The organism is Komagataeibacter intermedius TF2 (assembly GCF_000964425.1).
In the GTDB taxonomy this organism is placed as follows: Bacteria; Pseudomonadota; Alphaproteobacteria; order Acetobacterales; family Acetobacteraceae; genus Komagataeibacter; species Komagataeibacter intermedius.
The window spans coordinates 1-26271 of record NZ_BANF01000123.1 but is presented as its reverse complement, the minus strand read 5'-3'; the positions used below and the strand labels follow the sequence as shown (position 1 = coordinate 26271).

General features: G+C 60.9%; 26 protein-coding genes. 5 read left to right on the top strand and 21 right to left on the bottom strand.

The genetic code is table 11. The features are described 5' to 3' along the window. Positions 1-212: 212 nt before the first annotated feature. From B7449_RS13580 to B7449_RS13565, 5 genes are all read left to right on the top strand, one after another. On the top strand, positions 213-725 hold the full coding sequence (locus B7449_RS13580) for a Panacea domain-containing protein (protein ID WP_082084873.1): 513 nt from the start codon (positions 213-215) through the stop codon (positions 723-725). Positions 726-731: 6 nt separating this feature from the next. Next, the gene (locus B7449_RS19845) at positions 732-1307 is read left to right on the top strand and encodes a hypothetical protein (protein WP_141260494.1); all 576 of its coding nucleotides are present in this window, start codon (positions 732-734) and stop codon (positions 1305-1307) included. A gap of 338 nt (positions 1308-1645) precedes the next feature. Continuing rightward, positions 1646-1909, top strand: coding sequence for a BrnT family toxin (locus tag B7449_RS13575; protein ID WP_039733026.1), 264 nt, complete (start codon positions 1646-1648; stop codon positions 1907-1909). Next, complete coding sequence (locus B7449_RS13570; protein WP_039733025.1) at positions 1893-2195, top strand: BrnA antitoxin family protein; 303 nt, start codon at positions 1893-1895, stop codon at positions 2193-2195. Before B7449_RS13575 ends, B7449_RS13570 begins: the two co-directional genes overlap by 17 nt. Before the next feature lie 465 nt (positions 2196-2660). Continuing rightward, complete coding sequence (locus tag B7449_RS13565; protein WP_048883706.1) at positions 2661-3188, top strand: hypothetical protein; 528 nt, start codon at positions 2661-2663, stop codon at positions 3186-3188. 99 nt (positions 3189-3287) lie between these two features. Here the strand turns inward: B7449_RS13565 and B7449_RS13560 are convergent, their stop codons facing one another. The 21 genes from B7449_RS13560 to B7449_RS13460 all read right to left on the bottom strand — a co-directional run bounded on the left by B7449_RS13560 (position 3288) and on the right by B7449_RS13460 (position 26105). Then, the gene (locus B7449_RS13560; protein WP_039733023.1) at positions 3288-5819 is read right to left on the bottom strand and encodes a hypothetical protein; all 2532 of its coding nucleotides are present in this window, start codon (positions 5817-5819) and stop codon (positions 3288-3290) included. After that, complete coding sequence (locus B7449_RS13555; RefSeq protein WP_039733022.1) at positions 5812-7602, bottom strand: hypothetical protein; 1791 nt, start codon at positions 7600-7602, stop codon at positions 5812-5814. The genes B7449_RS13560 and B7449_RS13555 overlap by 8 nt, the downstream gene beginning before the upstream one ends. Then, positions 7602-10439 (bottom strand): transglycosylase SLT domain-containing protein, encoded by a 2838-nt coding sequence (locus tag B7449_RS13550; protein WP_039733021.1) that lies wholly within the window; start codon positions 10437-10439, stop codon positions 7602-7604. The genes B7449_RS13555 and B7449_RS13550 overlap by 1 nt, the downstream gene beginning before the upstream one ends. A 3-nt stretch (positions 10440-10442) precedes the next feature. Next, positions 10443-11030 (bottom strand): hypothetical protein, encoded by a 588-nt coding sequence (locus B7449_RS13545; RefSeq protein ID WP_048883705.1) that lies wholly within the window; start codon positions 11028-11030, stop codon positions 10443-10445. Position 11031: 1 nt separating this feature from the next. Further along, on the bottom strand, positions 11032-11490 hold the full coding sequence (locus B7449_RS13540) for a hypothetical protein (RefSeq protein WP_048883704.1): 459 nt from the start codon (positions 11488-11490) through the stop codon (positions 11032-11034). Then, positions 11487-13616: a hypothetical protein gene (locus B7449_RS13535; RefSeq protein ID WP_071406661.1), complete on the bottom strand. Its 2130-nt coding sequence runs from the start codon at positions 13614-13616 to the stop codon at positions 11487-11489. Before B7449_RS13535 ends, B7449_RS13540 begins: the two co-directional genes overlap by 4 nt. A 5-nt stretch (positions 13617-13621) precedes the next feature. Then, the gene (locus B7449_RS13530) at positions 13622-15190 is read right to left on the bottom strand and encodes a hypothetical protein (protein WP_039733020.1); all 1569 of its coding nucleotides are present in this window, start codon (positions 15188-15190) and stop codon (positions 13622-13624) included. Then, positions 15187-16146 (bottom strand): hypothetical protein, encoded by a 960-nt coding sequence (locus B7449_RS13525; protein ID WP_039733019.1) that lies wholly within the window; start codon positions 16144-16146, stop codon positions 15187-15189. Before B7449_RS13525 ends, B7449_RS13530 begins: the two co-directional genes overlap by 4 nt. A 10-nt stretch (positions 16147-16156) precedes the next feature. Continuing rightward, positions 16157-16375 carry a hypothetical protein gene (locus tag B7449_RS13520; RefSeq protein ID WP_141654820.1) on the bottom strand — a complete coding sequence of 73 codons (219 nt, stop codon included), beginning with the start codon at positions 16373-16375 and terminating at the stop codon, positions 16157-16159. Between the two features lie 8 nt (positions 16376-16383). Further along, a complete protein-coding gene (locus tag B7449_RS13515) occupies positions 16384-17058 on the bottom strand; it encodes a hypothetical protein (protein WP_052279963.1) in 675 nt (224 codons plus the stop codon). Between the two features lie 13 nt (positions 17059-17071). Next, positions 17072-18124 carry a major capsid protein gene (locus tag B7449_RS13510; protein WP_235721194.1) on the bottom strand — a complete coding sequence of 351 codons (1053 nt, stop codon included), beginning with the start codon at positions 18122-18124 and terminating at the stop codon, positions 17072-17074. An 11-nt stretch (positions 18125-18135) separates the two neighbouring features. After that, a complete protein-coding gene (locus tag B7449_RS13505; protein ID WP_039733017.1) occupies positions 18136-18825 on the bottom strand; it encodes a hypothetical protein in 690 nt (229 codons plus the stop codon). Continuing rightward, positions 18818-19120, bottom strand: a complete 303-nt coding sequence (locus B7449_RS13500; protein ID WP_039733016.1) for a Bbp19 family protein — start codon at positions 19118-19120, stop codon at positions 18818-18820. The genes B7449_RS13505 and B7449_RS13500 overlap by 8 nt, the downstream gene beginning before the upstream one ends. Further along, positions 19120-20841 carry a portal protein gene (locus B7449_RS13495; RefSeq protein WP_039733015.1) on the bottom strand — a complete coding sequence of 574 codons (1722 nt, stop codon included), beginning with the start codon at positions 20839-20841 and terminating at the stop codon, positions 19120-19122. The genes B7449_RS13500 and B7449_RS13495 overlap by 1 nt, the downstream gene beginning before the upstream one ends. 1 nt (position 20842) lies before the next feature. After that, complete coding sequence (locus B7449_RS21085; RefSeq protein ID WP_158003691.1) at positions 20843-21001, bottom strand: hypothetical protein; 159 nt, start codon at positions 20999-21001, stop codon at positions 20843-20845. Positions 21002-21088: 87 nt separating this feature from the next. After that, entirely contained in the window at positions 21089-22591 is a 1503-nt protein-coding gene (locus B7449_RS13485) for a terminase (protein WP_235721193.1), read from the bottom strand. Next, complete coding sequence (locus B7449_RS13480) at positions 22581-23021, bottom strand: hypothetical protein (protein ID WP_048883702.1); 441 nt, start codon at positions 23019-23021, stop codon at positions 22581-22583. Before B7449_RS13480 ends, B7449_RS13485 begins: the two co-directional genes overlap by 11 nt. A 3-nt stretch (positions 23022-23024) precedes the next feature. Further along, positions 23025-23228 (bottom strand): hypothetical protein, encoded by a 204-nt coding sequence (locus tag B7449_RS13475; protein WP_039733012.1) that lies wholly within the window; start codon positions 23226-23228, stop codon positions 23025-23027. Continuing rightward, entirely contained in the window at positions 23225-23629 is a 405-nt protein-coding gene (locus tag B7449_RS13470; protein WP_082084872.1) for a winged helix-turn-helix domain-containing protein, read from the bottom strand. The genes B7449_RS13475 and B7449_RS13470 overlap by 4 nt, the downstream gene beginning before the upstream one ends. A 75-nt stretch (positions 23630-23704) precedes the next feature. Continuing rightward, entirely contained in the window at positions 23705-25192 is a 1488-nt protein-coding gene (locus B7449_RS13465) for a replicative DNA helicase (RefSeq protein ID WP_048883701.1), read from the bottom strand. Beyond that, on the bottom strand, positions 25185-26105 hold the full coding sequence (locus tag B7449_RS13460) for a hypothetical protein (protein WP_052279962.1): 921 nt from the start codon (positions 26103-26105) through the stop codon (positions 25185-25187). The genes B7449_RS13465 and B7449_RS13460 overlap by 8 nt, the downstream gene beginning before the upstream one ends. Positions 26106-26271: the final 166 nt, after the last annotated feature.

Genomic DNA, 26271 nt, shown 5'->3' with positions numbered 1-26271 from the left:
GGCGTTATCAGCCGCAAAATGCCCAACCCGACAGGCTGCTAGGGTGTATCCTCAGACGCATGAATGGCGTTGTATGCGAAAACAGTTTTGCACGGGTGCATTCATGCGCGACGGGCAAGACCGACAGAGCTTGGGTTTGGACGTGAGAGCGTATCCCGAGCTTTTCGTGTCGAAAGAGTTTTGTGGAGGCATTTAGTCAGGGAGGTCATGTGATGCCTAATCATAATGTTGCGGCGATCGCTAACGAGTTCCTCAAACGCGCACGCAGAGATGAGTGTGGACTGACAAATATGCAACTCCAGAAGCTTCCATATATTGCTCATGGATGGGGACTCGTGGCGTTAGATGCGCCGTTAATTGAACAGCAGCCACAAACTTGGCCATACGGTCCGGTTTATCCAGACCTGTATCAAGATTTGAAAAGATATGGTGCTGGCTCAGTGACTGCCCTAATTCGAGAAAACAACTCTTCTCCATTCAAGGAAGAACGAGGGGATGTGATTTCTGGGTGTTTGACACGAGCAGAGTCTAAACTCCTAGATACAGTATGGAAGAAATATGGAAGTTTATCTGGAAGCGCTTTATCTAGGATCACGCATCTTCCCGACACTCCGTGGTCTCAAGTAATGAAAACAGATGGCCCATTTTCGACAATAAATAACGAAGTTATAAAAAAACATTACAAATATTTAAAAAATAAAAATATAGAAAAAGAAAAGTCTTGATTCTTTATGTCCACAACTCAGGATCAACCTGACCTTTCTTTTATAGGCCCAGCAGCAGAATTATCAGAAGATAGCGAAACTGCCTCCCCTCCGGGAGGTAGTTCTGCGGGTGATGAAAAGAATCCTGATAAAGACAATGGCAATGTGGCCGATTTTGTTACTGCCTTTGCCAGACAATTAGAGGCCGAAGCTCGAGAGGCCGCAATTGCAGACAGCAAAGCAAAACGAGAAAGAGAAAAAGAGCGACTTCTTGATGAGTTGAAATCATCAAGACAAGACAGAAAAATAAAAAGAAAATTTAGTGATGATGTATTGAGTTATCTTTGGTGGTTTTCTTTCTGTTGCTTAGCAATAATTTTCCTTCAAGGTTTTTCTCCAAAAGTAGATCTTCATTATCATAGCGATCATTTTTGGAATATCGAGCTAAGATCGAGTGGTTTCCATATTGGAAATACGCCGCTGACAACATTGATCGGCAGTACGGCAGCAAGTGCTATTGGACTGGTTGCAATAGTCCTAACCGGCCTTTTCAAAGTTAAAAAAGATGAAGGAAAGAGAAAGGATAGCGACAAAAAAACCTGAAACCAAGATTGAGCAGACTGATAGAATAGCAGGACTGCACACCGCCCATATCCAGCACCCTCGAAGACGTAGAACGCCTGGCAAAAGCTCTTCAATCTGCATCACCTGCATAGGCCATGTAGTAGTCAGACGACTGCCACAAAGCGCCAGCCCGGTGTTGATTCCGTAATATCAGAAGATTACGCAATGCCCGCCGAGCAGGCGCATTTCCGGGCGTTGGCGCGGAAGCATCTGGAAAGGCTGCTCTAAAATTTAGCGGCAGGCGGCCTTCCGGATTTCACGCAAATTGTATCTACAATTAAATTGATCTTATGCTCTTTATCGTATATACAATCTGAATGAGATGCGATTGGGACGAAGCCAAGCGCCAGAGCAATATCGAAAAGCATGGCGTGGACTTTGTTACCGCTGAGGATTTCGAATGGGATGTAGCACTGGTGTTTGCCAGTCGCAGTTCCAGCGAACCTCGGCTCTGCGCCGTCGCGCCAATCAATCTCCGCCTTCATGTGCTGGTGTTCAGCATTGAAACGCGTGTTGTCCGCATTATCAGCCTGCGCAAGGCAAACAAACGGGAGGCAACGCTCTATGCCGCGCAAACCTGAATTCATCATGCCGACCGATGAAGAAGATGCCCGGATCAACCGGGGCATTGCATCAGACCTCGATAGCCCCGAACTGACCGCAGCAGATTTCCGCAATGCCCAGCCTGCCCGGTCTGCTGTGCCAGAACTGGCCTCTGTCAGCAGGGTGCGTGGGCCACAGAAGGCACCGACCAAACAGCTGGTTTCCATGCGTCTGGATCCGGACCTTGTAGAGCGCCTGAAAGCTGACGGTCCCGGATGGCAGAGGCGTGCGAATGACATGCTCCGGCAGGCTGTGGGGTTGTGAGTAATGGCAAGGATGACATTAAGTCGGCGGGAGTTGGATGGGGCGCGGAGTAGCCACATCCCCCTTCTCCTGCACAACCAATGATGCCATCCTCATCATGACGCGCCGTGACACGGTGTAATTCTCCCAGCCGTAGGACGGTTTTCGGGCCGGATCGCCATGCAGGGTTCCCGGGAGGCCCTACCGGTGCGTCACTCTCTCCTTAAAGATTTCCTTATCTGCCAGATACAAAATGAGATTATCCAGACACGCACCGGATACGTGCGCCAGTTAAGACTCCCTCTCATCTAAAGGGAGGCCAGCATGATAAAGAAAATAGTCTTTCTGGCGCTGGCACTGCTAGCGGCGGCAGTGGTCAGCTATCCAACAATCACCAATGCACATCGGGCCGTTCAGCCAGCTTCCCTTTTTGATCAACGGTGAGGTGCGTTGACGCGACTCCCTCCGTCCCGCCACGATTAAGGGATGAGTGAGATAACGAACTGGATCGCTGCAGCTTGTACAACTGCCAGCACCTTCATAGCATATGCCGTCTACAAAAAGCCGGATGCAGCCATGAAGCCAGTCATAGAATGTCGCGCGATATGGGTAGAATACCCAAAGATCGGCCAAATCTTGCAAATTGATTTTAATATTACCAATAATCTGAACCGGCGGCTGGATATCGAGGCTATCAGCGTGTGCCGTCCTGATGACGTGAAGATCATCGAGAACGTCCGCAATTCCGCTGAAGTCTTTTATGGATCAGGAAAGAAACTTGAAACCGTCACGTGGCTTCCGCTCAACATATCAATGATGCGGAAAGACGGAGAAAAAACGGAAACAGACAAGCGTCTCCTGCCCTCGCGGATTGAGGAAAGGGTCTACGCCATCCCATCCCGGTCATGTTCCCTTTCAGACAGGAGCTTATCCATCAGGGTGCGCTGTTCACGTAATTCGTTCGCAATTTTTAGAACTTTTGAAAGCTCGCGATATACGATACCGCAGCAATAGGCGCATATAACCGACGACGCCATCGCCCAGAATGAAGCACTTGGCATATTACCCTCCATACGGAGATTCTACAGCCTCATAGGTATCTGTACAATAGGCTTACTGAACTGCCATAGCCTGATAAGGGTTCCAGCCAGGCGACAGCCAGAACTTCTGTCCCTGATTCTGCTGGATGCCCTGTTGGTAGCGCCTGAGGTATCCGGGGTTCATCATTTCCTGCAACCGATAAAACACCAGATAATCGAGGGCGGCGCGGGTGTAGAACAGGTTGCCGAACGGCAGTTCCCGTCGGGCTTCCTGCAACAGGTTCATCTCGAACGTCTTGCCCTTTGGGGCGTCAGCCGTCCCCAAGGTCAGGTCGCGCGTGTTATTGTAAAGCTTCATGAAATTGCTGAAGTCACTGAAGAACGGCCCAGATAAGGTTTCAAGGGTCGAGTTGCCCATGCGGCTCTGTTCGCCAAACAGGAAATCACCGTAGATCCCTGCCCCGCCCCCCTGAACCATTGCGGCCAGCACCGTGCGCCAGTCGGCCGGGTCACGCGGTTCCTTGCCCACAGTCATCGCTTTCAGGCTCATGGCGACGTAGCCCAGAACGGTCGTGGCCACGATCAGGTGCGCGATGCCCGCCACGTCCGCGCCGTCGCGCGTGACCTCCCTGCCCCATACGCGCCGGATATGCGTAAGCGGGAATGACTTGAACTGCATGAACATGCGCATGGCCTGCCCCAGCACCGGGTTCACCCGGTCGGCGGCGGCGTAGCTGCCCTGCATCAGCGCCTGCGTGCGCGGGTCGATTTCGGTCATGCCCTCGCGCACCTGGTCGATGATGTAGGAGGACAGCTTGGATTGCAATTCGTTGCGGGCTTCATCGTGGGTGATGTTGTCGCGCAGCAGGGGTTTCAGGTCGTCCTCGGTCAGGTGATCCAGTTCGGCTGGCAGGATATGCATGTTGCCATCTGCCGCTTCCTTCGCCGTGCCGCGCAGCACGTTCCATTCGGCTTCATCAATGCCGTAGCGCGTCAGCGACTGCCGTAGTTTCGGGTGCAGGCCGCTGAAATCCTTTCCTGCATTGCGCCCGAGATTGTGGGTCAGCATGGTGCCGAACCCTTCCTTCATGGCATCGGTCCAGTATTGCAGGCCGTTCAGCCGGTGGAAGAACTGCACGGTGCGGCCCATCTTGCCCAGCGGGCCGTCTTCACCATGAAAGCGGGTCATGATCGCGCCCAGCGTGCCATCAATCCCCACGCCCATCATGTGCGCGATCTGGCGCCGGTTGCGCGTGCCCTTGCTGAGCGTGCCGGGAACCACGCTTTTCAGCGCGTTCATGTAGCTTTCCAGCAGCGGTATGCCATTATGCCGGGCCACGGACGCCGTGACCGCAATGTCTGGCAGCGAGGACAGCACCACCCCACCCAGCTTGGTGATGGCCTGATAGGAGCGCAGGTAGGCCCCGATGGCGGCAATGGTCTTGTTCTGCGGCGCGGCCGCACGGCCCGTCACCACATCGACCAGCGCGCCATCCTTCAGCCCACGCAGTTTGTCTACCGTCTTGAAGTCGTTGCGGTCCTTGGCCGTGGCTATGGCCCGGTCGGCCACATGGTCGAACATGGCGCGCGGGTTGGTGCCCAGCGTGCGCATGACGGCGGCGTTGCGTGCGCCGCGCTCCATGCCCTGCATCACGCTGTCCAGCACATTGCCCTGACCAAACTGTTCGTTATAGGCCAGCCAGTCATCGGCCGATCTGAACATCAGGCTACGTTCCTGGCTGGCGCGTTTGGCAGCATTGGCCGGTCCCCTGAACCCGGACAGCCAGTCCGATCCGTTGGCGCTTTCATGCACGCCCGATGCCAGCGCCTGCCATGTCGCGCGCAGGTAATGTTCCTCGCTGGTATCGGCATCCAGCCGGTCAAACGTGCGTGGGTCCAGCTTGGGCAGGATGCTGTCACGCCATGCCCGGTAATCTTCCTCGCCACCATTGCCCCGGATCTTCCACATGTCGTGGCTCTGGCGGGTGACGTAGTGTTCCTGTTTGCCGATCCACGCCCCGGCCTCGTTCTGCAGGGCGCGGACCTTTTCCTGATGGCGGTGCAGGATCTCGGCGGCCTGCCGGGCGTGTTCGTTACCCGTGGCCGCGCCGGATGCCGGGTCATCCAGCCTCCACATCTCACGCGCGATGTCGCGGTCAAAGTCATGGTTGCGGCGGGTCACGGCCCTGAGCAGCCCGGCGCGGTCGAGGTCCGTCACCAGCGGGCCCATGACATCCGCAACCAGAGCGTGTGTCGTGGCCGCAACCGACAGGGCGGCCCCGCGCTGCGTGTTCTCGCGTCCGGCGATGATGCCTTCCAGCGCCTGCGCTTCCTCGCCTTCGGTCAGGCGGGCCATGATCTCGGACCGGCGGGAAAGGTTGATCTTCTGGTTGCGTTCCTCGATCAGGGAGGCGGCGCGGCGTTCCATGCCAAGCTGCCGACCGGCCTCGCGCGCGGCGTCCTGCGGCGACATGCCTTCGCTCATCAGGCGGTCCATGCGGCGCTGGGTGCTGGCGAACACCTCATGCAGTTCATCTTCGGACAGGGCGCGGCCCGCGGCGCGCGCGGCGGTCTCGAAACAGTGGCGATATGATCTGTCAGCCATTCTTCATATTCCCGATCATGCAGCCTGCGGCGGCTTCATACGCGCGGGCATCGCCTTCAGCGCGCTGTGTCTGTTCATGGATGTCGTCCAGCGCCTTGCGGTCCTCGTCCGTCATGCCTTCGGGCATGGCCATCTTCCCTTCGCCATCCGTGGCCATGCCAAGGCGGCGGCTGGCGTCATCCACTGCGGCGCGGGCCTGCGCCAGTTCGTCATCTGCCGTGCCGCCCGTTACCTGCGGGGCAGCGGCTTCGGTCTGGTCCACCGATCGACGGGAGGATGTGATGTCCGGCGTATCTTCAAGGATCTTGCGGTGGGATGCATCGGTCAGTATACTGGCGGCACTCTGGACCCTATCGCTCCCCACCGCTGGCGTACCAGGCATTACGCGCGCAGCGGCTTGCGAGGGGGCTTCCTGTCTGGTTGGAAGTGTGTCGGTGCTGCGATCCGACTGCCAGAGCAATTCCCTCTTCTTCAAATATCGCGTCTTGAAAGGCGCGACTGTCCCGATCCGGTAACTGTTCCCTTCCTTCTGAAGGTGCACGATGCCTGAGTCATGTTCTGCGTCCGATGTATTCAGCGGTCCGCGTCGAACAAAGAAAAATGATCCATTGTGATGATCGCGCCGGATTTCATCCGGGTTCGCCAGAATATCGCGCACGTAGCTTTCTGCATCTGGGTATCCAAGGGCGCGTATCTGTGGCGCATGACGTGCTTCCACATGAATACGTCCCACGCCACGATCCGTGCTGAAATCATGCCATCCTTCCTCCATCTCGATCGGCAGTGAGGAATGGCCCGCAATACCTTCGGGGAAGGTGCCGACCTGCACCGGCGCATCAAGCGGTGTGCCCGGAACATCCTCGGGCCGCGTCGGCGGCCATGGCCGATCATCCATTCCCTGCGCCTGATCCTGCGCCTGCGTGGGGATTTCCTGCCCTGCCCCTTCGGGGTCAATCGCATCCGTCAGTTCGCCCACCACGTTGGGGCGGTCCTGCGCCAGGGCGGCTATGGCCTCATTCGTCGCGACGTTTCGCGCCTCGGGCGACAGGCTTTCCATCCGGTCGGATACCGGGTTGGCCATGTCATCCAGCGTGGGGGCCGTGTCCTTGGTCGGCTGGGCCTTTTCCAGTTCACGCGCCGGAAACGCCATGTGCATGCCGCCGCCCAGCAGGCCGCCAAACGCCACGTTTGTCAGCGCCTGCCCCATGGTCCAGTCGTTATGCTCGTCCTGCGAGATGCCGTAATCCAGCGGTTCCAGCGCAGCCTGTCCGGCCATGCCCTGCGTGGCACCAGCCAGCCCGCGGGCTGCCAGACTGCTATCAACACCGAACCGGCCAAGGATGGATGCCGCGCGGGCCTCCCCCATACCCGGCACGAAGGCCGAAGCGACATTCAGCGGATCGAGGAACTGCGGCAGAAGGCCGCCACCAATCCGGGCCGTCCCGCCCAGTATGCCGCCCGGCCCGCTGGACATGGTGGCCTGCCGGACGGCCTGCGCATGTTTCTGCTGGTACAGGTCATTGGCCAGCGCATCCGATACCGGCGCGCTGAACTTCAGGCCCGGCGCCTGATACCGGCTGTTGGCCTGATCGGCTGTCAGGATGTTGGGGTCCAGTGCCTGCGCGCGATGGCGCACCCAGTCGGCAATGCCCATAACCGGCGTATCATGGATGCCTTCCGAGACGGCGGCGCCAAGGGTCTGCCCCAGCGTGGACGGCATGTTGTCCGTGCCCTGCTGCTGGACGGATGCGGCTTCGATCGGATCGCCACTGATGAACGGCATCAGCCCAGTCCCCCTGACTGCACGGTGTTGAGGGAACCCGGATACGGCGCGGAACCGCCGCCCTTGCCATACTGTCCGGAGCGCATGCCATCGAATGTGACCGTGACCGGGCTGCCGTCCTTGCGGCGCATGACATAGGGCGTGGCCCCGTTGCGTGGCGGGATGACCAGAACAAGGCCGCTTTCGTCATTGTTCGGCACCCACTGGCCGCCTGCGCGTGCGGCGCTGATGCCGAAATCCCTGCGGTCCCGATCGGTCAGGCCCGGCGCCGTGCCGGGGATCGGGGCGAGGTCGGATGGCCTGAGCGATGACAGGACACTGGCCGTAGCCGTGCGCGCGGCGGGCAGCATGCCCTTGGGCACGCGCATGCTGCCGGAAATGTCGTATTTGCTGTTGATGATGCCATCAACCGCGTTGGTCAGGGCCGTGCTGCTGTCCTGCCCGTGCGCGATGTAATAGAGCGCCAGCCGTTTGGTCGCATCATGCACGGTGCGATAGAGCGCATCGCCCCCGCTGCTGTTAACGGTGGTGGCACGAAAGGCGGCAAGCTGGTCCTCCACCGGGTCATCGCCGCCCTTGGGCAGGATGTTACTGGCTGCCTGCCCGGCTGCCTCCTGCAACTGCGGCATGGTCCCCGCCTGCAATGCGCGCTGGAAATCGGCGCGGGCCATGGTCTGGTCCGCCGTGTCCATGTTCGCCAGCACCTGATAGTCGGGCGGAAGTTTGCCGTACTGGACCAGTTCGCCAAATGCCTTCGGCCATTGCTGCCCATACTGCCGTGCCATGCCGTCCATGGTCTGGCCGATATCTTCCCTGGCCGGGTCAGCGCTGGAAATCTTCTGAGAAAGCGCCTGAACCTGATCGTTTGTCAGGATGCGGGGCGTCTGGCTGGGCGCAAGGTAATGCTGCATGGCCATGCTCTGTGCGGCGTAAGCCTGCTGCGCCTGCGCCATCTGCGCGGGATCGCCCGACTGCTGCGCTGCCTGCACGGCCTGCGCCGCCTGCTGCATGGCGGGGGAACTGGCAACGTAGGTGGCGGGGTCTTTCTTCATTGCCTCCATGCGCTGGGTGATGACGGCGTTACGCATGCTCGCCACCTGCACACGCCGCTGGTAACTGCCAATATCCTCGCCATTGCGCATGGCGTCGGTATCGCGCTGCATGGCGGCAGCCACCTGATCGGGCGGGGCAAAGCGCAGGACGTTGGCTTCGTCCGCGCCCTGCCGCATGACCTGCAGGCCCTGAATGGTGCGCTCGGCCTGATCGGGTTCCTGCAACTGCCGGATCTGGGCTTCGGGGATGTCGTTGGTGGTGTTGCCGTGGGCGTAGGCCGAACCGAGATCGCGCAGGCTGTCAGCCAGTTGCCCGCGCTGGGTTGCGGTTGTGGCTTCCCATATGGATTTGTCACGGCTGAGCAGCGAATAGGCGTAGGTCTTGGCCTCGTCCGCGATGGGCAGTTTCGAGATGGCGACCTCGCGCGCGTTCCAGTCCGGCGCGGTGTGGGATGGCGGATCATTGGGCGCGTTCTGCGCGGCGCCAGCGCGGGAGACGTAATTACGGGTTTCGTTGAACGGAATGGCCGCCACGAAGTCCGCGTCACTGATGCCGCCCGTGCGCGGATCGCCATTCTGCCTGATCCACTTATCCACGTTGCCCGGACCCGCATTGTAGGCTGCGCAGGCCAGTGTCTGGTTCCCGCCATATTTCTGGCATAGCTGGCTGAAATAGGCCTGTCCCAGCGCCTGATTATAGGCCCCATCCTGACGGAAGCGGTTTTCATCCCACGGCAGCCCGACCGACTGCGCCACCTGTCGGGCCGTATCGGGCATGAGCTGTGCCCGGCCAACAGCGCCCTTGCCCGATGTGATCGGATTGCCTCTGGCGTCCGTCTGCTGGCCGCCGCTTTCCAGATGGATCATGGCGGCGAATGTCGCGTCCGGGTCCGTTCCCTGCGGAATGGCTACGGCCTGCGTTTCCGGTTCACCCGATACCGCATGATAGCCCATCGTGCCCTGCTGGCGGTACAGGTGCGGGCGGTTCTGTTCCGATGCCTGCGCGTAGGCCGGAGCGGACATGTGCCCCTGATTGGCGTCAAGGATGCTCTGGGCCTTTATCGCATCGTTGTTATTGGTCGCGGACTGGGCAGCCTGCGTGAAGAACTGGTCGTTCCACTGCTGCAGTTTGGCCTGCGCGATGGGGCTGTCCATCGGCACGCCCTGCAGCGCCAGCCGCGCCTGTATCAGGTTGCGTCCCGTATTGATCGCGCCGCCGAATGCCGCCGGGTTGTCCAGATTGGCCGCGCCTGTACTGGCCGCGTTGGTCAGGCTGTCCTTCAGGACATCATCCTGATACGCCTGCCGCTGGCGTCCGGCATGTTCATACATGGCGTTGAACGCGCCGGTCTGGAACTGCGTGCTGGCCTGCTGGAAGGCGCGGGCCTGATCGGCGTTCATGCCCTGCATCAGGCTCTGGCGGTAGGTGTTGATATCCTGCGTGGCCTGACCAAGGCTGTCCACGGCGGCCTTGCCCTGCGTGCCGAAATAGCCTGCCGCCTCTGGCGTGCCGTCCTGCGCGTCCGGATCGCCATACTGCGCCGTGCGGACATGGGCCTGAAAGGTGTTCATGGCCGCGCTGACTGCGGTCAGGTTGTCTTCCTGCGCATGGCGCTGGGCCATCTGGCCAAGGCTTTCGGATGCCTGGTTCATCCCCTCGCCTATGCGGGAGAACCCTTCGGCAATGTTGCCGCCGAACGCGCCGGGCTTTGCGTTGGCCTCAAGGTAGCCATTGGGGATTTCGCTGGGCAGTTCGCTGCCGGGCGTGAAGATCGGATCAGCCATCAGTTACCACCCGGAAATATTGACGCCAGTGCCCGCGAAGGCATTGGACATGCCTGCATCTTCACCGCCGCCTTCAAGTGCGCCGCTGTCCTTCATGTCGTCCCATTTGTCCGCAAACTGGCTGGCGCCACCGATCAGGCTTCCGGCCGCACCCATCGCGCCGCCAAGGATTGCGCTGCTTGCGGCCTTTTTATCCGCCGCCGCTTCGTTATCGAAATTGACCACCTGATTGCGGTAATCCACCGCGCGGGCGTTGGCGTTATACTGGATGCCCGCGACGTTCTGGCCCGTGGTCATGGCCGTGGCGTTCTGCACGTCCAACGCAGAGCCATTGTTCAGGGTGACGCCATTGGCTGCCATCTGCGCACGCTGTGCGCCAAGCTGCTGCGCGCCCTGCTGATACGCACGCTGGGCTGCCACATCGCCCTGATCCAGCGCCACATCCGCATCGCGCCCGGCCATGTTGGCGTTCTGCTGGGCAATGCGGGCTTCGTATTTGTCCTGACTGGCTTCGGATATGCCGCCGAGGATGGAGCCGACGCCACCAAGAAGGGAGCCACCGGCCCCCATCGCCGCCGATGCGACACCCATGCTATCCCCTCATTTCCGCACGGCAGAACAGCGCGCCGCCAACGCCGACAGGCTCCGGGTCATGGATGGTAAAGCCAAGCCAGCGCAGCCAGCGGATGGCCTGCGAATATTCCGCATCCACCCGGTTTGTTAGTACGGTGTGGGTGCGCTGCCATTCCTGCACCCATCGCCGGGTTTCGCGCAGGAACAGTTTGCGGTGCCGGGCAAGGTGGATGGTGCCGATCATCCACGGGCAGCCGATGGACGGGTCCAGCAGAACTGGCTCGACCAGGCCGAACACGCCAAGGGGGCGGTCACCATCCAGCATGATCGCCGTCACGGCGGAATGTGCGATGCTGTGGCGGACGGACATGGCCACGGGAAGCGGCGACGTGCGGGCGATTTCAAGCCGGTCCGCCGGGCGCAGGACGGGCGCAATCAGGTCGGCATCATCCGGCACGGCGGCGCGGATGGTGATCAATTGCCAACCTCGACATCGACATCCAGACCCGTCACCGTGCAGGGCAGCGGGTAATTCTGGAACACGTCCACTTTGCCATACTGGTCCCAGTTGGCGGCCGGGATGACGAACTGCACATCTGACGACAGCGTGCCGGATGTGGCAGCACTTCCGACCGGGCGCGTGCGGGCGCCATTATCGGTCGAGACCTCGATTCCGGCCGTGTTGTAGAGCATGGTGTAGATCTTGCTGACGCGCTTGCGGCGACTGAACTGCGGGGGCTGCCCAAGGTCCAGCGGCAGGGATTGCAGGTGCGCTGCGATCGGCAGGCCGACCGTGACCGTGCTGCCCGTCACCGGCAGGGTGACTGCGCCGTTCGTGACGGTCAGGCCGGTATACCCCCTGCCATCAATGCAGGCGGAAACAGTCTCGCCTTCCAGATGGTTCAGGCCGGAGACCGTGGTGACAGACGCACCCGTATATTGCAGACCGGCATCCACGAACCATGCCCTGGTAATATCGGCATTTGCTTCCCCAAGCTGGCGTGTATGCAGGCGTTCGACATAGGCGACCGTCTTGCCGTTGATCGTCCGCTCAACCACGAAATAGGCGGTGTCCTCAACAACGCCGTTTTCGGTTTCTTCCGGCACGACCGTGACGGCGGTGAACCTGCCGTTGGTCGTGGTGTGCTGGTGCCACGCCCATATCTGCTGTTCCTTCAGATAGGTCAGGCCCAGCAGCGTGCCATCCGATCGCACCGCCCACACAATATTGAACGGGAACTGTGCGAACCGCCAGTCGTCTATGGTGTATCCATAGAAAAGATGGTCTGCCAGAACCGACAGGTCGTTGCCGTTATAGACGGCAGCGTAATAGTCATACTGCAGGTCACGGACATGGCTGCCCTTGCTTTCGACAAACAGCACGTCCTGGTCGATGGGCAGCGGCAGCGTGTCGGCCGCGCCCACGAACATCTGTGGCGTGACCGTTACATCCGCTGGCGTGATGGCCTTGCCCGCATCGCCCCCGCTCACCTTCCACACGCTGCCTGCCGTGAAGATGATCAGGTCCGCCATGGGCACGATATGCCTGATCTGGTTGACCTGCTGGGATGCAATGGTGGCCGTGATGGCGTCATCGTCCTTGACCGGGTTCGCCACATCCATGTTGGTGTAGTTGCCCGAGCGCGTCATCCAGATGGTCTGCGGGTCCGCCGTTGATCCGCCGAATACCCGGCGCTGCTGGAAGTATGACACGCAGGACGGGTTGTTACCGTCGCTGAACGGGTCTTCATGCGTGGGCGGACCGATGGCCGTATCCGGTTCGTAATCGGTATCCTGAAACGTCAGGTCTGTTGTTGACCCGATCAGACCGTACGACCCGGCATATTTTCGGTAGATGTTGTAATAATCCGCGCCCGACACTTCGGACCAGTTGACGGTGTTGTAGTTCCCGTACTGGGTGTAATAGCCGATATTGTAGTTGTTGACTGACGCCACCGCTGACACGTTGCTTTCGCTGTTCAGCGCGATGGAAACCGCCGTCACCACGTATTCATAGGTCGCGGATGATATGCCCGGTGTGGTGCCGGTATTGCCTGCATTGCCGTTCGTGGCCGTCGCGCTGACGGTGCCGGGCGCATCGATGCCAGCGGCAAACGAAACCTCGGACAGCGTCCAGTCCGTCTCGCCACTGCGTGACAGGTTGTAGAGGGGGTAGGACGGGTGCGCGATGGTCAGCACGTCCGCCGACTGCACCCATCGGATGCCCCACACGTCCGCCACGGCATAGGGGGTAGCGACTTCATACACGCTGCCATCGGCGTTGGTCAGGTACGCGCCGCTGGAAATGAAGCGGATGTATTCATTCCCCATTTCCAGCACGTAGGACTGCGTGTTGTTGTAGACGAACGGCACAAGGCGCGGCAGGTTGGCCGCGTCCTTCACTGCGCCGATATATTGCGTTCCAGATCGGTTGCTGGCGCCGCCCTGCACATGCACGAAGAAGTTGGTCAACTGGCACGCGCCGGTCTGCCATTTCTCCATATCCGATCGGAAGCGCAGCATGGGCGAGATGATCCCGGCTGCGAATGCTGGACGGTATGCAATGGCAGGGCGCGGCCCGGCTGGCGTTCCTTCTGATCTCATGGCCATCAGCCGTAAGCGGCCCCTACCACGGAAATGCTGTCGGCATATGTCGCGCCACCTGTGTTCCCGGAGTTTGTGATGGAGGTGTAATAGACCCTTCCACCATTACGCGCGACAACCCCGATGCCGCCGTTATTTGTCACGGAAGCCCCCGTGCATTCGATGGTGCCTCCATTTGCCGATATGCCGTCCAGGCCGTTGGAATAAACTTCCACGCTGCCTATTGCCTCGACATGCCCTCCTGTTTCCGCACGAATGCCCTGTTTGGACCCGCTTGTAACAAAAGATTTTCCGCCATCCCCGCCAGACACAAGCACGGTGCCACCCATACGGGCCATAATGCCGTAAGACGTACTGGCCGTGACATTGCTGTTGAGTGCCCATACGACGCCATTGCTTGATCCGCATATCCCCCAGTTGGCGTTTTCATTACAGAACGCCCCTTCGCAGGATATCGTGCCGCCCAGTTCGGCCATGATGCCATTGCCCAGAGAATTACCGGTATCTGCTGTAAGCGAAACGCTAATGCCCGGGCATTCAACGTGGCCGCCGTTAAACGCGTGCACGCCTACGTCTCCGGCCTCGGTAATCTGCACGCCGGAAGAAACGCCGACATATGCCCCTGTGTTTGCACGGATACCGTAATAGAATTTGTTGATACGCACATTCGAACCAACGTAAACGGACGCGCCTGCGTCCGCCTGCACTCCGCAACCGACGCAATCCGCAGTCCATACGCCGTGCGATACCCACCCGCTACCGTTGATGGTCATGCCGTCAACGATATTGACCGCGCATGCCTGGTCCACCAGAAGGAAGGACTGCCGGTTGGACGCGTCACAGTTGAACACCACATTCGCAGGAGCCGACGTGTTCCCGATGATCGAAACGCGCGCGCCCTGCGGGTGATTGAAATGGTGCTGCGAACAGGCATAGGTCCCGTCCGCAATCTGCACGGTGACATCCGCATACAGCGAACGACCTTCCAGATAGGTCAGGGCTGCCTGTAATGTCGAGAAAACATGGCCGCTCCCCACATAGAGCGTCAGGTCGTCATATACATCTCCGAACGGTACGCGCTCTGTCCCTATGAGAGCAAAACCCGTTGATGCCGCATGCCATTGCGCCGTGGAGGCAAACGTGTCCGTCAGGTCGCAGACGTAATCCCCGGCTGTCACCAGAACCGGAACATCGGCGTTTATGGCTGCGGCGATGGCCGCCTGATCCGAAGTCGTCCCATCCCCCTTTGCGCCATAATCTTTCAGGATGGGTATGAGCCTGATGCGGGATAGCTGGGAGGCCTCTTCGGCTTCTGCCCGTGCCGTCTCCGCAGAAATGGCGGCGGCGTTCGCGGATATGTTTCCTGCATTTGCCTGCTCGGCTGCCGTTGCCCGGGCAACCTCTGCGGAAATGGCGGCGGCATTCTTCTGCTCTGCCTGTTGCGCGCGGGCCGTCTCATTCGAAAGCGCGCCATCATCCGCCTTGCGTGACCACCACGACTGCCATTCATCCCAGCTTGGAATATAATTCACGTTCCATCTGGGGAATGACCCGTTGCCGAATGGGAAGCTCATGCCTCGACCTCTCCGTCGCCCGGCTGCGCGCCGAGGGTGATGTCTCGATGATAGGGCCTGCGCCACCCAACGGGGCTGACCCCTATGGTCAGGATGCCGATGCGGCTGTCCGGCGTGCTGGCGGGAATATACTGGCTGTCGCGATTGGCTATGGCCTTGCGGCGCAATCCCATGTCCGGAACGCCGTTCAGCGTATCCGCAGGCGTCAGGTGCGCCGGTATCGGACTGTTCGCGGCGGCGTCCCCGACCACGAAGCCGCCGGGGAATGTCTCGTTCACCGAGCGGATCGGACGCCATTCATCCCGCAGTGCGGGCATGCCGCGCACCCTGATCCAGTCAGGCACGTAATCGGCAGTCTGCTGTTCCAGCACCTGATCGGCCTGCATGGCCTGCTGCAATGCCGTGGACGCCATGCTGCGCATCTGGGCCGCGATCTCGCCGCTGCCCGTTACGGCAATGGCGATTTCAGCCGCCAGCGCCCATGTGAACGCCTCACGGAACTGCTGTCGCCAGTTGTCGATGGGCTGGGCATTCGAGACATACTGCACCTGAACGCTGGCATGGTTGGTGCGGATGACGGGTCCGGTATCAGATGTGCCAGCCGTCCCCACGCCCTCGCCAAACGGCAAACAGGCGCGGAACAGCGCATGCTGTGCCTCACGGTCCATCGGCGGATGGTGGGGCGCCGTCGCAGGCAGGATCTTGTGCACCGTCACGCAGTCGGCTGGCCGCTGGAACTCATACTGCCATTGCGGGTCCGTGCTGGCCGCACCGGTGCCGGTGGCTGTGACGCGACAGAAGCGCCACTGATACGCCGAGAACAGCGTATCAAGGCACATCTGCCAGAATGCGCCGCAGGCGGTCGCCTCAGCCGATCCGTCCGTCAGAGATGTGATCGTGCTGCGCGTTCCTGCCCGCAGGAGTGCCGCGTTGCACAGGTCGATCTGCGTGGTCACAGGCCGTGCCTTACTGACCCTGCCTGTCGATCATCGCGGCGATGAATCGGGGATCGGATGCGCTGATGCGCTGGCCAACCTGCTTCTGGTATTCCGCCATCTTCTTTTCGGCGGCGGCATCCAGCGGTTCCAGGTTGGACCCGGGGTTGCCATCATACTGGATGATGGCGCCCGGTTCCTCGACCTTGCCGCCGATGTAGCTTTTGGTGAGAACCTTGTATTTCGCCATGGTGCGCCTCACGCCACGTAGTTGCGGGAATACGGGACATTCGCGGGAACATCCAGATTGATGCCAGCCGTGACCGTGCCAGCCGTGAGGGCCACGGACGGGTTATAGGTCAGGCGCATGTAGCGGTAGAGCGTGTTGGAAAACGCAGGCTTGGCGCGCACAAGGAACGGTGTGCGCTGGGACAGCAGCCCCAGGTCGATGCCCGGAAATTCCTCAAGCGTGTCCCAGTTGGTGCCATCCTGCGAGATCTGCACCGCAACATCCATGGTCGCGTCGGACGGCGCGGCGATCGTCACCGTGGGCGCGGACGTATAGCCCGTGCCGCCTGCGGTCACTTCGATGCCTGACACCTTGCCGTCCGTCAGGACGGCCGTTGCGGTGGCCCCCGTGCCGCCACCGCCGGTGATGGTCACGGCAGGCGCTTCCGAGTATCCGGAACCGGCAGATGCAACAGCAATGGCCGTTACCGCGCCGGATGCGACCGTAGCCGCCCCGGCGGATGCCGGTTCACCTGCGGGCATGGGCAGCGTGCCGCATTCGGCAAACACCTTGAACGGACCTGTCGGCCCAAAATCACGGTTCTGCGAGAAGTCGATAATGTTGGTCGAGGGGGTAGCAGCACCGGCCGCGAGCGCGGTCAGGTCCTGCGCGTTGCTGAACAGCAGCAGTCCATCAATGATCATCTGGGCGGTTTCCTTACTGGACCGTTTCTTCGGTGTTCAGGATCTGGTCGCAGGTGCGGATGGGGATGCCACGGAAGGCCGTGACCGGCTTGCCGTCCCATTCCAGCATCTGCAGCAGCACGTTGGTCTTGTTGAGCGCCTGCAGGTCCAGCGCCGTGCCGAGCGTGCGGTTGACGTAGATGGCCGGACGCCCCCACGAAAGCGGCTGTCCGCCGGTCGCCTGCGTTGCGGTCTGCACGTTGGTCACACCACGCGGCATGGTGGGGATCTTGTGCACGGCGGCAACCAGCATGGAAATCAGGTTGGCGGCACTGTCGCCCGTCAGGCTGTCCACGTCGATGTTGGCGATGCGGACCACATAACGCCAGTCACGCACGGTCAGGCCGCAATCCCATTTGTAGTGGGACTGGTACGCCTGATACGGGTTGCCGTTGGCATCCAGCACCGGCGCATCGGTCGTCACGTCATTGCGCTGCAGACCGGCAATGCGCCCCTTGGGAAAAATGCCGAACGCCGTAGTCGGCCCCCAGCAGGTCAGCCACATGGATGTGTTGCTGGTGCCCCGGCCGCCTGCGTCGATCACGTTGACGGCGTTGGCCGCCCTGGTCGCATCGACCGTGCTGTAGCGCGGCGCCAGTCCGGTGAAGGCCGGGAGGTCGCTCTGTTCGGTACCGTAGAACAGCGTGCCCGCCATCTGCTGGTTCATGCCCTCGATAAAGGCCATGTCCTCGGACAGGCGGAAGGCGGCAACATCGCCTTCAAGGTTCGCCAGATCCTTGTCCACCAGCGAATATGTTTCGAGCATGCCGCAGCTATCGGTGATCTGCGCGGTCGTGCTCTTGGCGCGCGGCACGCCATAGTTGAGCATACGCCACGTGGCCGCAGGAAGCCCGGTGCGCACGGTCGTCTTGTTGCCGGTGGCGAGGTTGCCCATCTTCCACAGCATGTCATCAAGGATTTCGTTGGTCTGGGACAGCAGGTTCACGATATCCGCGATCTCGCCGTCCTCGCGCCGCGCGGCCCAGTCGGCCAGCGTCAGGCAGGTGGTGCTGGAAATGGTTGCCACCGGTTATGCTCCTATTTGGATGGATACAGCCGCTGGGCCATATCTTCGAATGTGCTGCCACCACGCTTTTCCGGCGCGGGCCTTCCTTTGTCGGGCGGTTCGGCCAGACCCATCGCCTTGCCGATCTGCACGAAGGCGCGGATGACGGTGGGGTTGTTGCCAGCGCCCGTCTCGGCCAGCGCCTGCACGAGATCCCTGCCGCCATAGGACTGGATCACGCGATCGGCTGCCGCTTTGGCGTCCGGGTTCAGGCCGGTGCCATCGGACAGCGTGCGGTCGGACAGGACTTCCTGCCGCCACTTCATCGCCTGTTCGTGCTGGGCCTGACCGGCCTGTTCAAGCTGCTGCTGGACGAACTGCAGGCCGTGCTGCGTAATCGCGCTGAACTGCTCCTGTGTCAGTCCGGCTTCACGCGCTGCGGTCTCGTAATCGCCCATCGCCTTTTCATCGACGCTGAAACCTTCGGGCGGCGTGAATTCGTATTTCTCCGGGATGGCAGGCTTTTCAGGCGGCTTTTCCTGTTCGCCGCCTTCCGGCGCGCCGTTGCCATTCGGGGATGCGCCTTCGGTCGCCGCTCCGCCCGCAGGCTCCTGCGCCCCGGTCGGCGTGCTGTCCGTGCCACCGCCCAGAATGGTGTCGGTTGCGCCGCCACCAACAGCGGTATCAGCAGGCGCAGCAGCACTTGTGGATTCATCACTCATCCGCGTTCAGGCTCTCCATGAGGATATTGCTCAGGACGCCTTCACCCGCGTTTGTTAGTACCGTGTGCAGCTTGATGCCGATATCGCGCTGACCTTCGCGAAACGCGGTCGCCAGCGGGTCGCCCGGCACGAATGACCCGGCCATGAACTGCGTCTCGTTCAGGATGCGCAGCAGTACGCGCCGACCGCGCGGATCGGATGCCACCCATGCAAGGTCAAGCTGATCGGTTGCGGCGCGTGCCTTCCGTCGCGTGCGCCGCTCGCTGACCTGTTCGGGATCATGCGGGTCATACATCAGCCGCCACCCCCGATGCCGGACATGATCGCCTGCAATGCGTTCTGGCCGCCCCCCACATCCGTGTCGGACAGGTTCTTGGCGCCCGCCGCCATCTGCTGCGCCTGTTCGGCTGCCGCCTGCTGCTGCTGGGCATATTCACGCTGCTGGCGCATCTGGGCCACGGCCTGCGGGTCGCGCATGATCGCCTGGTTGATGCTGAGCAGGTTGCCGTAAATGTCCACGGCCTGATCCAGATCCACGTTATCCATCACGCTCTGGTCCACGCTGACCAGACCGCCACAGAAGCGCACGAACTGCTCGATGCCCGTGGTCTCGGTCGCGCGCTGGGCCTGCGCCAGCACCGAAATGTAATTGACCTTGAGTGGCCCGGTCCCCATCTGCTGGGGGCGTGGCGGCAGCAGACCGCCGCGCTCCATGATGCCAAGGGTCACGTTGATGATCGGGTTCAGCGCCTCGTTATGGAACCGCTCCAGCACCGGGCCGAGGGCCAGAAGCTTCTCCTGCTGGCGCACATTGATCTCCGCTGCCGTCACCGGCTGCGCCTGATCCATCTGGCTGACCATCAGGATCAGGTCATTCTTCAGCGTGGTGCGAATGGCTTCCTGAAACGCCTGTATGCGTTCGACCAGCGGCGCAATGTCCGGGCTGGTCTGGTACACCGGGCGCAGGCCCGCGCCATTGCCCATGGTGTTCAGCCCGGGAATGAAGTTGATGCCGTTGGGGATCAGGCTGACCAGCCCGTTCTGCATCGCGGCGTCAGCCTGCATGGGCGGACGGGCGAACTTGTCCACCACTTCGGCACAGCGTAACTGGGCAAGCTGCAGCGACTTCACATCGCCCAGCGCGTCTTCTGCCGGACCGTGGCCGTACGCATCGTTGGACACGGCATGCCAGCGCGGACAGATGAACGGCTTTTCGGGATAGCCCTCGACACGCAGGACCGGCACGCTCGGGTTACCGTATTCGTAATACACGCCGATATATGGCGCGCCCCGCCAGCCGATTGCGCCCGGCACGCGGTCAAGGTTGGGCATGATGGCGTGCACCACGGGGATTTCCCGCGTAAGCTGGCGGCTGTCGTACAGGCCCTGCACGGTAGGCGAACAGTTCTCATACCCGAACTTGCTGACCACCTGGCGCACGTTCTGCACATACTCGCGCACCAGCGTATCAATCTCCATCCGCGCGTTCTGCATGATGAAGTATTCGCCAGCCGTGAGCGGGTAGAACCGCACCACGTCCTCGTAATCCTGCTGGATGATGACCGCGCCCGTGCCAAATCCCGCGATTTCCTCGTAAAGCTGGGCCATGGCGTTGTAGAAATTGCCGGTGGCGAACACGCGCTGCAGCCGTTTCTGCACGATGGCCAGCCACTGCTTTACATCCGGGTCGTCATTCAGCTGGTCATTATTGGTGGAAAGCTGGAACCAGTCACGCGCCGGGCTGGTGATGCCTGCCATCAGGAACGCCGCCAGATCGCCCACGCACTTGGTCGCCGTGCGGTCCACAATCTGCGTGCCCTTGGGCAGGCCGCGCGATCCCTGGTTGGGCAGCAGGTTATTATACCGCCCCCGCGTGGGCATGATGTACCACGTGATCTCACGCCACGTTTCCCGCCACGATGACCGGTCCATGCGCATCAGCACGATCAGGCGATCTATCTCGTCGCGGGTTTCCTGCTCGGGACTGGTATCGTCAGACGGTGCGGCGCGCGCCATGTCAGCCGCCTAGCAGCGTTTTGGGCGTGTTGGTCGCGGTCTGGCTCAGCCCCGATGGTCCGGTCAGCATGGTCGATCCCATGCCGCCAGCCATGCGCGCGGCCTGCGTGGTCGAGTTCTGCAACCCCTGCACGGTATTGTTTACCGTCTGGCCCGCCATCGGCGCAGGCGTCGGGGTTATCACCTTCGGAGATTTGAAAATGCCCATGCCAGCCCTGTGCGGGCCGTTTGTTAGTATGGTGTGGTGTCAGGCGTAGGGGTCGTAGTCGCCATGCACCTGTTGCCCTACGGGACCGGCGGGGCTGCCCGAAAACTGTGACGGTGCGACGGGATAGGCAAAGGTGAGCGCCAGCGCATCCCCCACGTCAGGCGATGCCAGTCCGCGCTTCTTCATGTCTTCCTTGCGCTCAAGGATGATCTCGTTACGCGTATTGAAGAAATACCACGGGCCAGCAAGGTCCGTGCGCAGTTCCTCATCATCCGGTATACCGCCGGTTTTCAGCCACGCCCGCATGGTGCCCCACATCTCCGCACGCTTGTTGGCATAGCTTTCGGACTGGATATCGTAATTCACGCGGTCGGATTTTCCGCCAAACTGCACTTCCATCAGGCCACGCACGCGCAACTGCCTGCAGCGGTCAACGACCCCGGCACCGACGCCACCACCATCGACAAACACCGCATCCGCGCCATACCGGGCGGCTTCATCCGCCACGCGGGCGGCAAGCTGCATCGTGTCCACGTTGCGCAGCCTGATCGGCGGGATCAGCCTGGCATCGCGACCCTTGCGGAAAAAGATCACCGACTGGTCATCGCCATATCGCGCCACGTCCACGCCAATGACCAGCGCATCGGACAGGATGGCCGCCACATCACGCCGGGCGGCTGCCTCGATGGCGTCCGTGCCGATGAACTGCATGGAGCCTGCCCGCGGGAACAGGCCGCGCACACGCACGCGCATGAAGTCGCTGTCCTCGCCATAGGCTGTTGCCCATTCCTCGAACAGCCGCTTGTTCGTGCCTTCTACCGTCCGGCTGTCGATCTGCCTGCCATGCCAGCGGTGGCGCTGCCTGTTGAAACATTCAAAGAACCGGCCAACGGGCTGCGTGGGGTTCCCGAACGCGCACCAGATGATCTCTGTCCCCTCATCAGTCAGCGCGCCTTCCGCCACTTCCCACACACGATCGATGATGCCCGAAGCCTCATCGAATACCAGCAGGATGCGACGACCCACGTTGTGCAGCCCGGCAAACGCCTCAAGGTTGGTTTCGGACCACGTGACCGCATCTGCCCGCCACGTCTTGTCGTGGCCCGGTAGCGTGGAATGGATCGACATGCCATGCACCTTGAACCAGTGCGAGCAGATCAGCAGCCGGAACCATTTGCTGATTTCGGGGAACGTCTTGGTACGCAACTGGGGCTCGGTGTTGGCCGTCACCACCACCTTGGTATCGGGGCACGTGCATAGCGCCCACGCGATCAGCATCGACACCAGCGCCGATTTGCCGATGCCATGTCCGGAACTGACCGCCTGCAGGACGGGCATCAGGACGTGTTCTGGCGCATAGCCCTCTTTCAGGCGGTCACCGACCGATTGCAGGATCTCGCGCTGCCATTTGCGTGGCCCGGCGGCATTGGCAAGGTCCGTGCCTTCCTTGCCCCACGGGAACGCAAACAGCACGAAACCCAGCGGGGCGAGGCTATAGCTGGCAATCTCTTCCGCCAGCAGGGCTTCAATATCAGCCGCCACGCGCCCGCCTGCGCCCTTCATCGATCAGCGCGGCAATGTCCGTGTTGATGTTCATGTCAACGGTCGAGCGGTCGCGGTATTTCTCCGGCCTGTGCGCCTTGAGCAGCGTGGTCAGCAGGCTGTCGCTATAACGGCGCTGCAGGACCGGCTTGCCTTCCCTGTCGAGAACCAGACCATCCTTGCAGGTGACATACTCGTCGTAGCCATCCCGGCCACGGCGCCACGCTTCTGCCTCAAGCGTGTCAACGGCCTGATCCATGGCCGCCTTCCATGCTTCGGAAAAATCCTCGTCCTCGCGCTTCATGCGATACGCGGCGCACCGATCAATGCCTGCAACCGCGCAGGATGCCGTCACGTTCCCAGAGTTCGCCAGATGCTCAAGAAAACGCGCGCGTTGACCGGTGGTACGCGTATCGTGTCCGCGCGCCATGCCTTACATCCCCACCCGCTTGACGGCAGCCATATGCCCAATCCTGATGATCCGCTCGCGCATCTGCCCCACATTGGTGGCAATCTGCATGAACATCGGATCGCTACGATGCATGGCCAGTTCCGCTGCAGCCTCCTCGGCATGCCGCAACCCGGCCACCATCTTTTCGTATGCGTCGTTCTCGCTATTGGTAACGCTGCGTCTCATCGGCTTTTCCTCGACTGAATGTAATATCCAACTTCGCGTTCATTCCTGATCTCGACCCCGCTCGGTCCTTCTGTTCCGATCAGGCAGATCAGGCCACGCAGCTTGCTGATCTTCTCCCGGATCACACGCCCCGGATCGTCCGGCTCATCATCGGGGTCAGACCATATCGCCTGCGTTATCGCATCCTGCGATTGAATCACCCCTTCCCGCCGCATCAGTTTTTCCATGATGCGGAACGGCACACGCGCAAGCAGCACTTCACCACGAGGGCCAGCCAGCACATGCCGTCCGACATCCAGCGACAGCTTGCCGACCCGGTAAATCTCGTCCTGCATCACTGCCATGCCTGTGCTCCGAACAGTATCTGATATATAGCCGCCTGTATTTTCCCGCTCATTCATGCAACAGGACGCCGGGGATAAACTTCCGCAGGCCAATTTTATTATATGAATACATGGATTGGTACAGTTTTCTTCTCACCATGCTTCTGATCGCTCCCCTGCACCCACATCGCGGAACCACGTTGTCGGACCATCAAACAGCATGTCCACGATACCCGTGCGCCCACCCCGATTTTTCAGCACGATGATCTCGGCCTTTCCGCGTGACCGATCGAGCGCATCAAGAAACGCCACCCGGCGTTTTTCGTACATCACATCCGTCTCGTTCGTGTTTCGCACCGGCTGTCCATCTGTGCCCATCCGGGTCTGCAGGACGTGTTCCTCGCGGTAGAGGGCCATGACGCACCGGGCATCCTGCTCGATTGCACCGGAATCACGCAGGTCGGACAATACGGGCCGCCTGTCCTCCCGGTTTTCGGACTGCCGGTTAAGCTGTGACAGGGCGATGACAGGCACCTTGAGTTCCCGCGCCATGCGGGCAAGGTCGCCACTGATCTCAGTCATTTCCAGCGTGCGGTTACCTGAACGCCGTGCCACAGTGGAACCACGCATCAGCCCCATGTAATCCACCACGACAAACTTCAGCCCCCGCTTCGAACGCTTCAACTGCCGGGCACGGGCCAACAGTTGAGGCACCGTGATCCCTTCCCGGTCATCGATCGAAAGCGGGATTTCCTTCAACGCCATGGAAGCCTCGACCATCCGGGTCATATCGTGCTGGCTGATCCGCTCCGGCTGTCCTGCCCGGTCGTTCATCCCGGTCAACACCATGTCCAGCGGCATGCGAACCCTGGCGGCGATGACACGGCCCATCAGTTCCTCAGCCGACATCTCGCCTGACCAGAAAAGGCCCCGCCCGTTCAGTCGGGCCATCCTTACCGCCAGCGACAGCGCAAGCCCGGATTTTCCAATGCCGGGCCGTGCTGCAACGACATACATCGCGCCTGGCCGAAAGCCACGGATCCGGTTGTTCAGTTCTGCAAAGCCGGTATCCAGCCCGGACAGAAACTGCCCCGCCTGCCAATGGCTGTTCGTTTCCTCCATCAGCGTCTGCCCGGCGGCAAATGCCGTGACGGTTGGCCTGCTGGCATCGGTGCCCTTGGACAGGGCTTCCAGATGCTCCAGCGCCTCGGTCAGGATGTCATCGGCTGTTGCTTCGGAACTGGCGGCCCGTGCCCGCATTTCGTCGGCATAGGTCTGGATCGACCGCTTGACCCAGCACGCGGCAACCGAGCGCGCAGCCTCACGGGCCATGCGCACATCAGCGGCCGAGATGATGCGCGGCAGGTTCTTCGCTTGCCACTCAGCACCCAGATATTCGCTCGACCGGATCTGGGGCGCGATGGTCACGGGCGAGACCTGTCGGCCAGATGTGATTTCGCCCTGCACCAGCCGGAACATCTCGGCCATGTCGGTGTGGTAGAAATGCGCTGGCTTCACCACGTCCGCCACGCTGTCATAGGCCGCGTTGTTCAGCAGGATCGACCCGATCACGCAGGCTTCGGCCAGCGCGTTTGTGGGTACGTCCTGCACCTTCGGCTCGAAATGCAGGACCTCAGCCATGAGCGGCTTCCTTCAGCGGAAAATGCTCCAGCCGGGGCGACAGGCCCTCGTAGCCGTTTTTCGCCCACCGTCGGGCAGCTTCGTCGTAGGCCGCCCTGTCGTATTTCATCTCATCCGCTGCCGGTTCGGGAAGCACGCCCTCATCCGCCCAGCGCTCGTTGTTGAGCCAGGTTGCGGGATGGGGAATGTAGTTCGCATCGGACGACCACGGCGTCGCCACAATGGCGGCGAGCAGCGTTTCGAGGCTGGCCTTGCCGATGGCCGTGGCGAACGCACGGCGCGCCTTGGGCTTGCCCACTTTCCGCGGATAGGCCGCCCAGAACTGCCCGAACGCCGCCTCGTCCGGCGCGGGGCTGCTGGCACGGCGGGTTTTGGGTCTGGGGTCGGATGGCGGTTCAGCGTCGTCGAAAAATTCGTCCCCTGGCAAGGGGACTATAGGGGTATTTCTAGCTTCTAGCTTCTTGAGTTTATCCCTTGGCTTATCCTGCCCCTTAACCGGGGGGTTAACCCCCTCCCCATCATTTTCGGCATCATTTTGGACCAGTGCGGGATTACCCCCCTTGCGCCCATGTTCCGCCGAAATGTCAGAGTTTTCCTTGTCCCGCACCATGCGGCGGGAGAAAATGAAGCCCTCTTCATCGACGCTGAACACGCCATTTTCTTCCAGTTCGGCAAGCAGTTTCCGCACTTCCCGATCGCTTCCGTTCGTCAGTCCTGCAAGCTGTTTTGCACTGACTTTCCTGCCAGAAATCTCGAAAAAACCGATGCGATCCGCAGCGTGCATGATGGCCAGCATCTCCATCCACAGACCGCGTGCAGCGTATGAACAGGACTTGAGGGCAAGGTCATTCTGCCAGTCCTTCCACCAGAACTTGGACCAGTCATAACGCTTTTTGCGGGTGACGCGGCTCATCGCTCATCCTCCGCAAAATCGCAGAAATAGCCGAGGACCTTGCCGGTCATGGCAGCTTCCGCCCGCATCATCTCAAGGTCCGGGGCTGATCGCACTGCTGCGATAAAGGTGCGGGAGAGTTCCAGAGGTGGCCCCGTCCGTTCGGACAGTTTTGTGGGCTTGATAA

What these genes read in the sequence shown, in the direction of transcription:
- B7449_RS13580 (WP_082084873.1), top strand. Translation starts at nt 213, where the DNA reads ATGCCTAATCATAATGTTGCGGCGATCGCTAACGAGTTCCTCAAACGC.
- B7449_RS19845 (WP_141260494.1), top strand. Translation starts at nt 732, where the DNA reads ATGTCCACAACTCAGGATCAACCTGACCTTTCTTTTATAGGCCCAGCA.
- B7449_RS13575 (WP_039733026.1), top strand. Translation starts at nt 1,646, where the DNA reads ATGAGATGCGATTGGGACGAAGCCAAGCGCCAGAGCAATATCGAAAAG.
- B7449_RS13570 (WP_039733025.1), top strand. Translation starts at nt 1,893, where the DNA reads ATGCCGCGCAAACCTGAATTCATCATGCCGACCGATGAAGAAGATGCC.
- B7449_RS13565 (WP_048883706.1), top strand. Translation starts at nt 2,661, where the DNA reads ATGAGTGAGATAACGAACTGGATCGCTGCAGCTTGTACAACTGCCAGC.
- B7449_RS13560 (WP_039733023.1), bottom strand. Translation starts at nt 5,819, where the DNA reads ATGGCTGACAGATCATATCGCCACTGTTTCGAGACCGCCGCGCGCGCC.
- B7449_RS13555 (WP_039733022.1), bottom strand. Translation starts at nt 7,602, where the DNA reads ATGCCGTTCATCAGTGGCGATCCGATCGAAGCCGCATCCGTCCAGCAG.
- B7449_RS13550 (WP_039733021.1), bottom strand. Translation starts at nt 10,439, where the DNA reads ATGGCTGATCCGATCTTCACGCCCGGCAGCGAACTGCCCAGCGAAATC.
- B7449_RS13545 (WP_048883705.1), bottom strand. Translation starts at nt 11,030, where the DNA reads ATGGGTGTCGCATCGGCGGCGATGGGGGCCGGTGGCTCCCTTCTTGGT.
- B7449_RS13535 (WP_071406661.1), bottom strand. Translation starts at nt 13,616, where the DNA reads ATGAGATCAGAAGGAACGCCAGCCGGGCCGCGCCCTGCCATTGCATAC.
- B7449_RS13530 (WP_039733020.1), bottom strand. Translation starts at nt 15,190, where the DNA reads ATGAGCTTCCCATTCGGCAACGGGTCATTCCCCAGATGGAACGTGAAT.
- B7449_RS13520 (WP_141654820.1), bottom strand. Translation starts at nt 16,375, where the DNA reads ATGGCGAAATACAAGGTTCTCACCAAAAGCTACATCGGCGGCAAGGTC.
- B7449_RS13515 (WP_052279963.1), bottom strand. Translation starts at nt 17,058, where the DNA reads ATGATCATTGATGGACTGCTGCTGTTCAGCAACGCGCAGGACCTGACC.
- B7449_RS13505 (WP_039733017.1), bottom strand. Translation starts at nt 18,825, where the DNA reads ATGAGTGATGAATCCACAAGTGCTGCTGCGCCTGCTGATACCGCTGTT.
- B7449_RS13500 (WP_039733016.1), bottom strand. Translation starts at nt 19,120, where the DNA reads ATGTATGACCCGCATGATCCCGAACAGGTCAGCGAGCGGCGCACGCGA.
- B7449_RS13495 (WP_039733015.1), bottom strand. Translation starts at nt 20,841, where the DNA reads ATGGCGCGCGCCGCACCGTCTGACGATACCAGTCCCGAGCAGGAAACC.
- B7449_RS21085 (WP_158003691.1), bottom strand. Translation starts at nt 21,001, where the DNA reads ATGGCGGGCCAGACGGTAAACAATACCGTGCAGGGGTTGCAGAACTCG.
- B7449_RS13480 (WP_048883702.1), bottom strand. Translation starts at nt 23,021, where the DNA reads ATGGCGCGCGGACACGATACGCGTACCACCGGTCAACGCGCGCGTTTT.
- B7449_RS13475 (WP_039733012.1), bottom strand. Translation starts at nt 23,228, where the DNA reads ATGAGACGCAGCGTTACCAATAGCGAGAACGACGCATACGAAAAGATG.
- B7449_RS13470 (WP_082084872.1), bottom strand. Translation starts at nt 23,629, where the DNA reads ATGAATGAGCGGGAAAATACAGGCGGCTATATATCAGATACTGTTCGG.
- B7449_RS13465 (WP_048883701.1), bottom strand. Translation starts at nt 25,192, where the DNA reads ATGGCTGAGGTCCTGCATTTCGAGCCGAAGGTGCAGGACGTACCCACA.
- B7449_RS13460 (WP_052279962.1), bottom strand. Translation starts at nt 26,105, where the DNA reads ATGAGCCGCGTCACCCGCAAAAAGCGTTATGACTGGTCCAAGTTCTGG.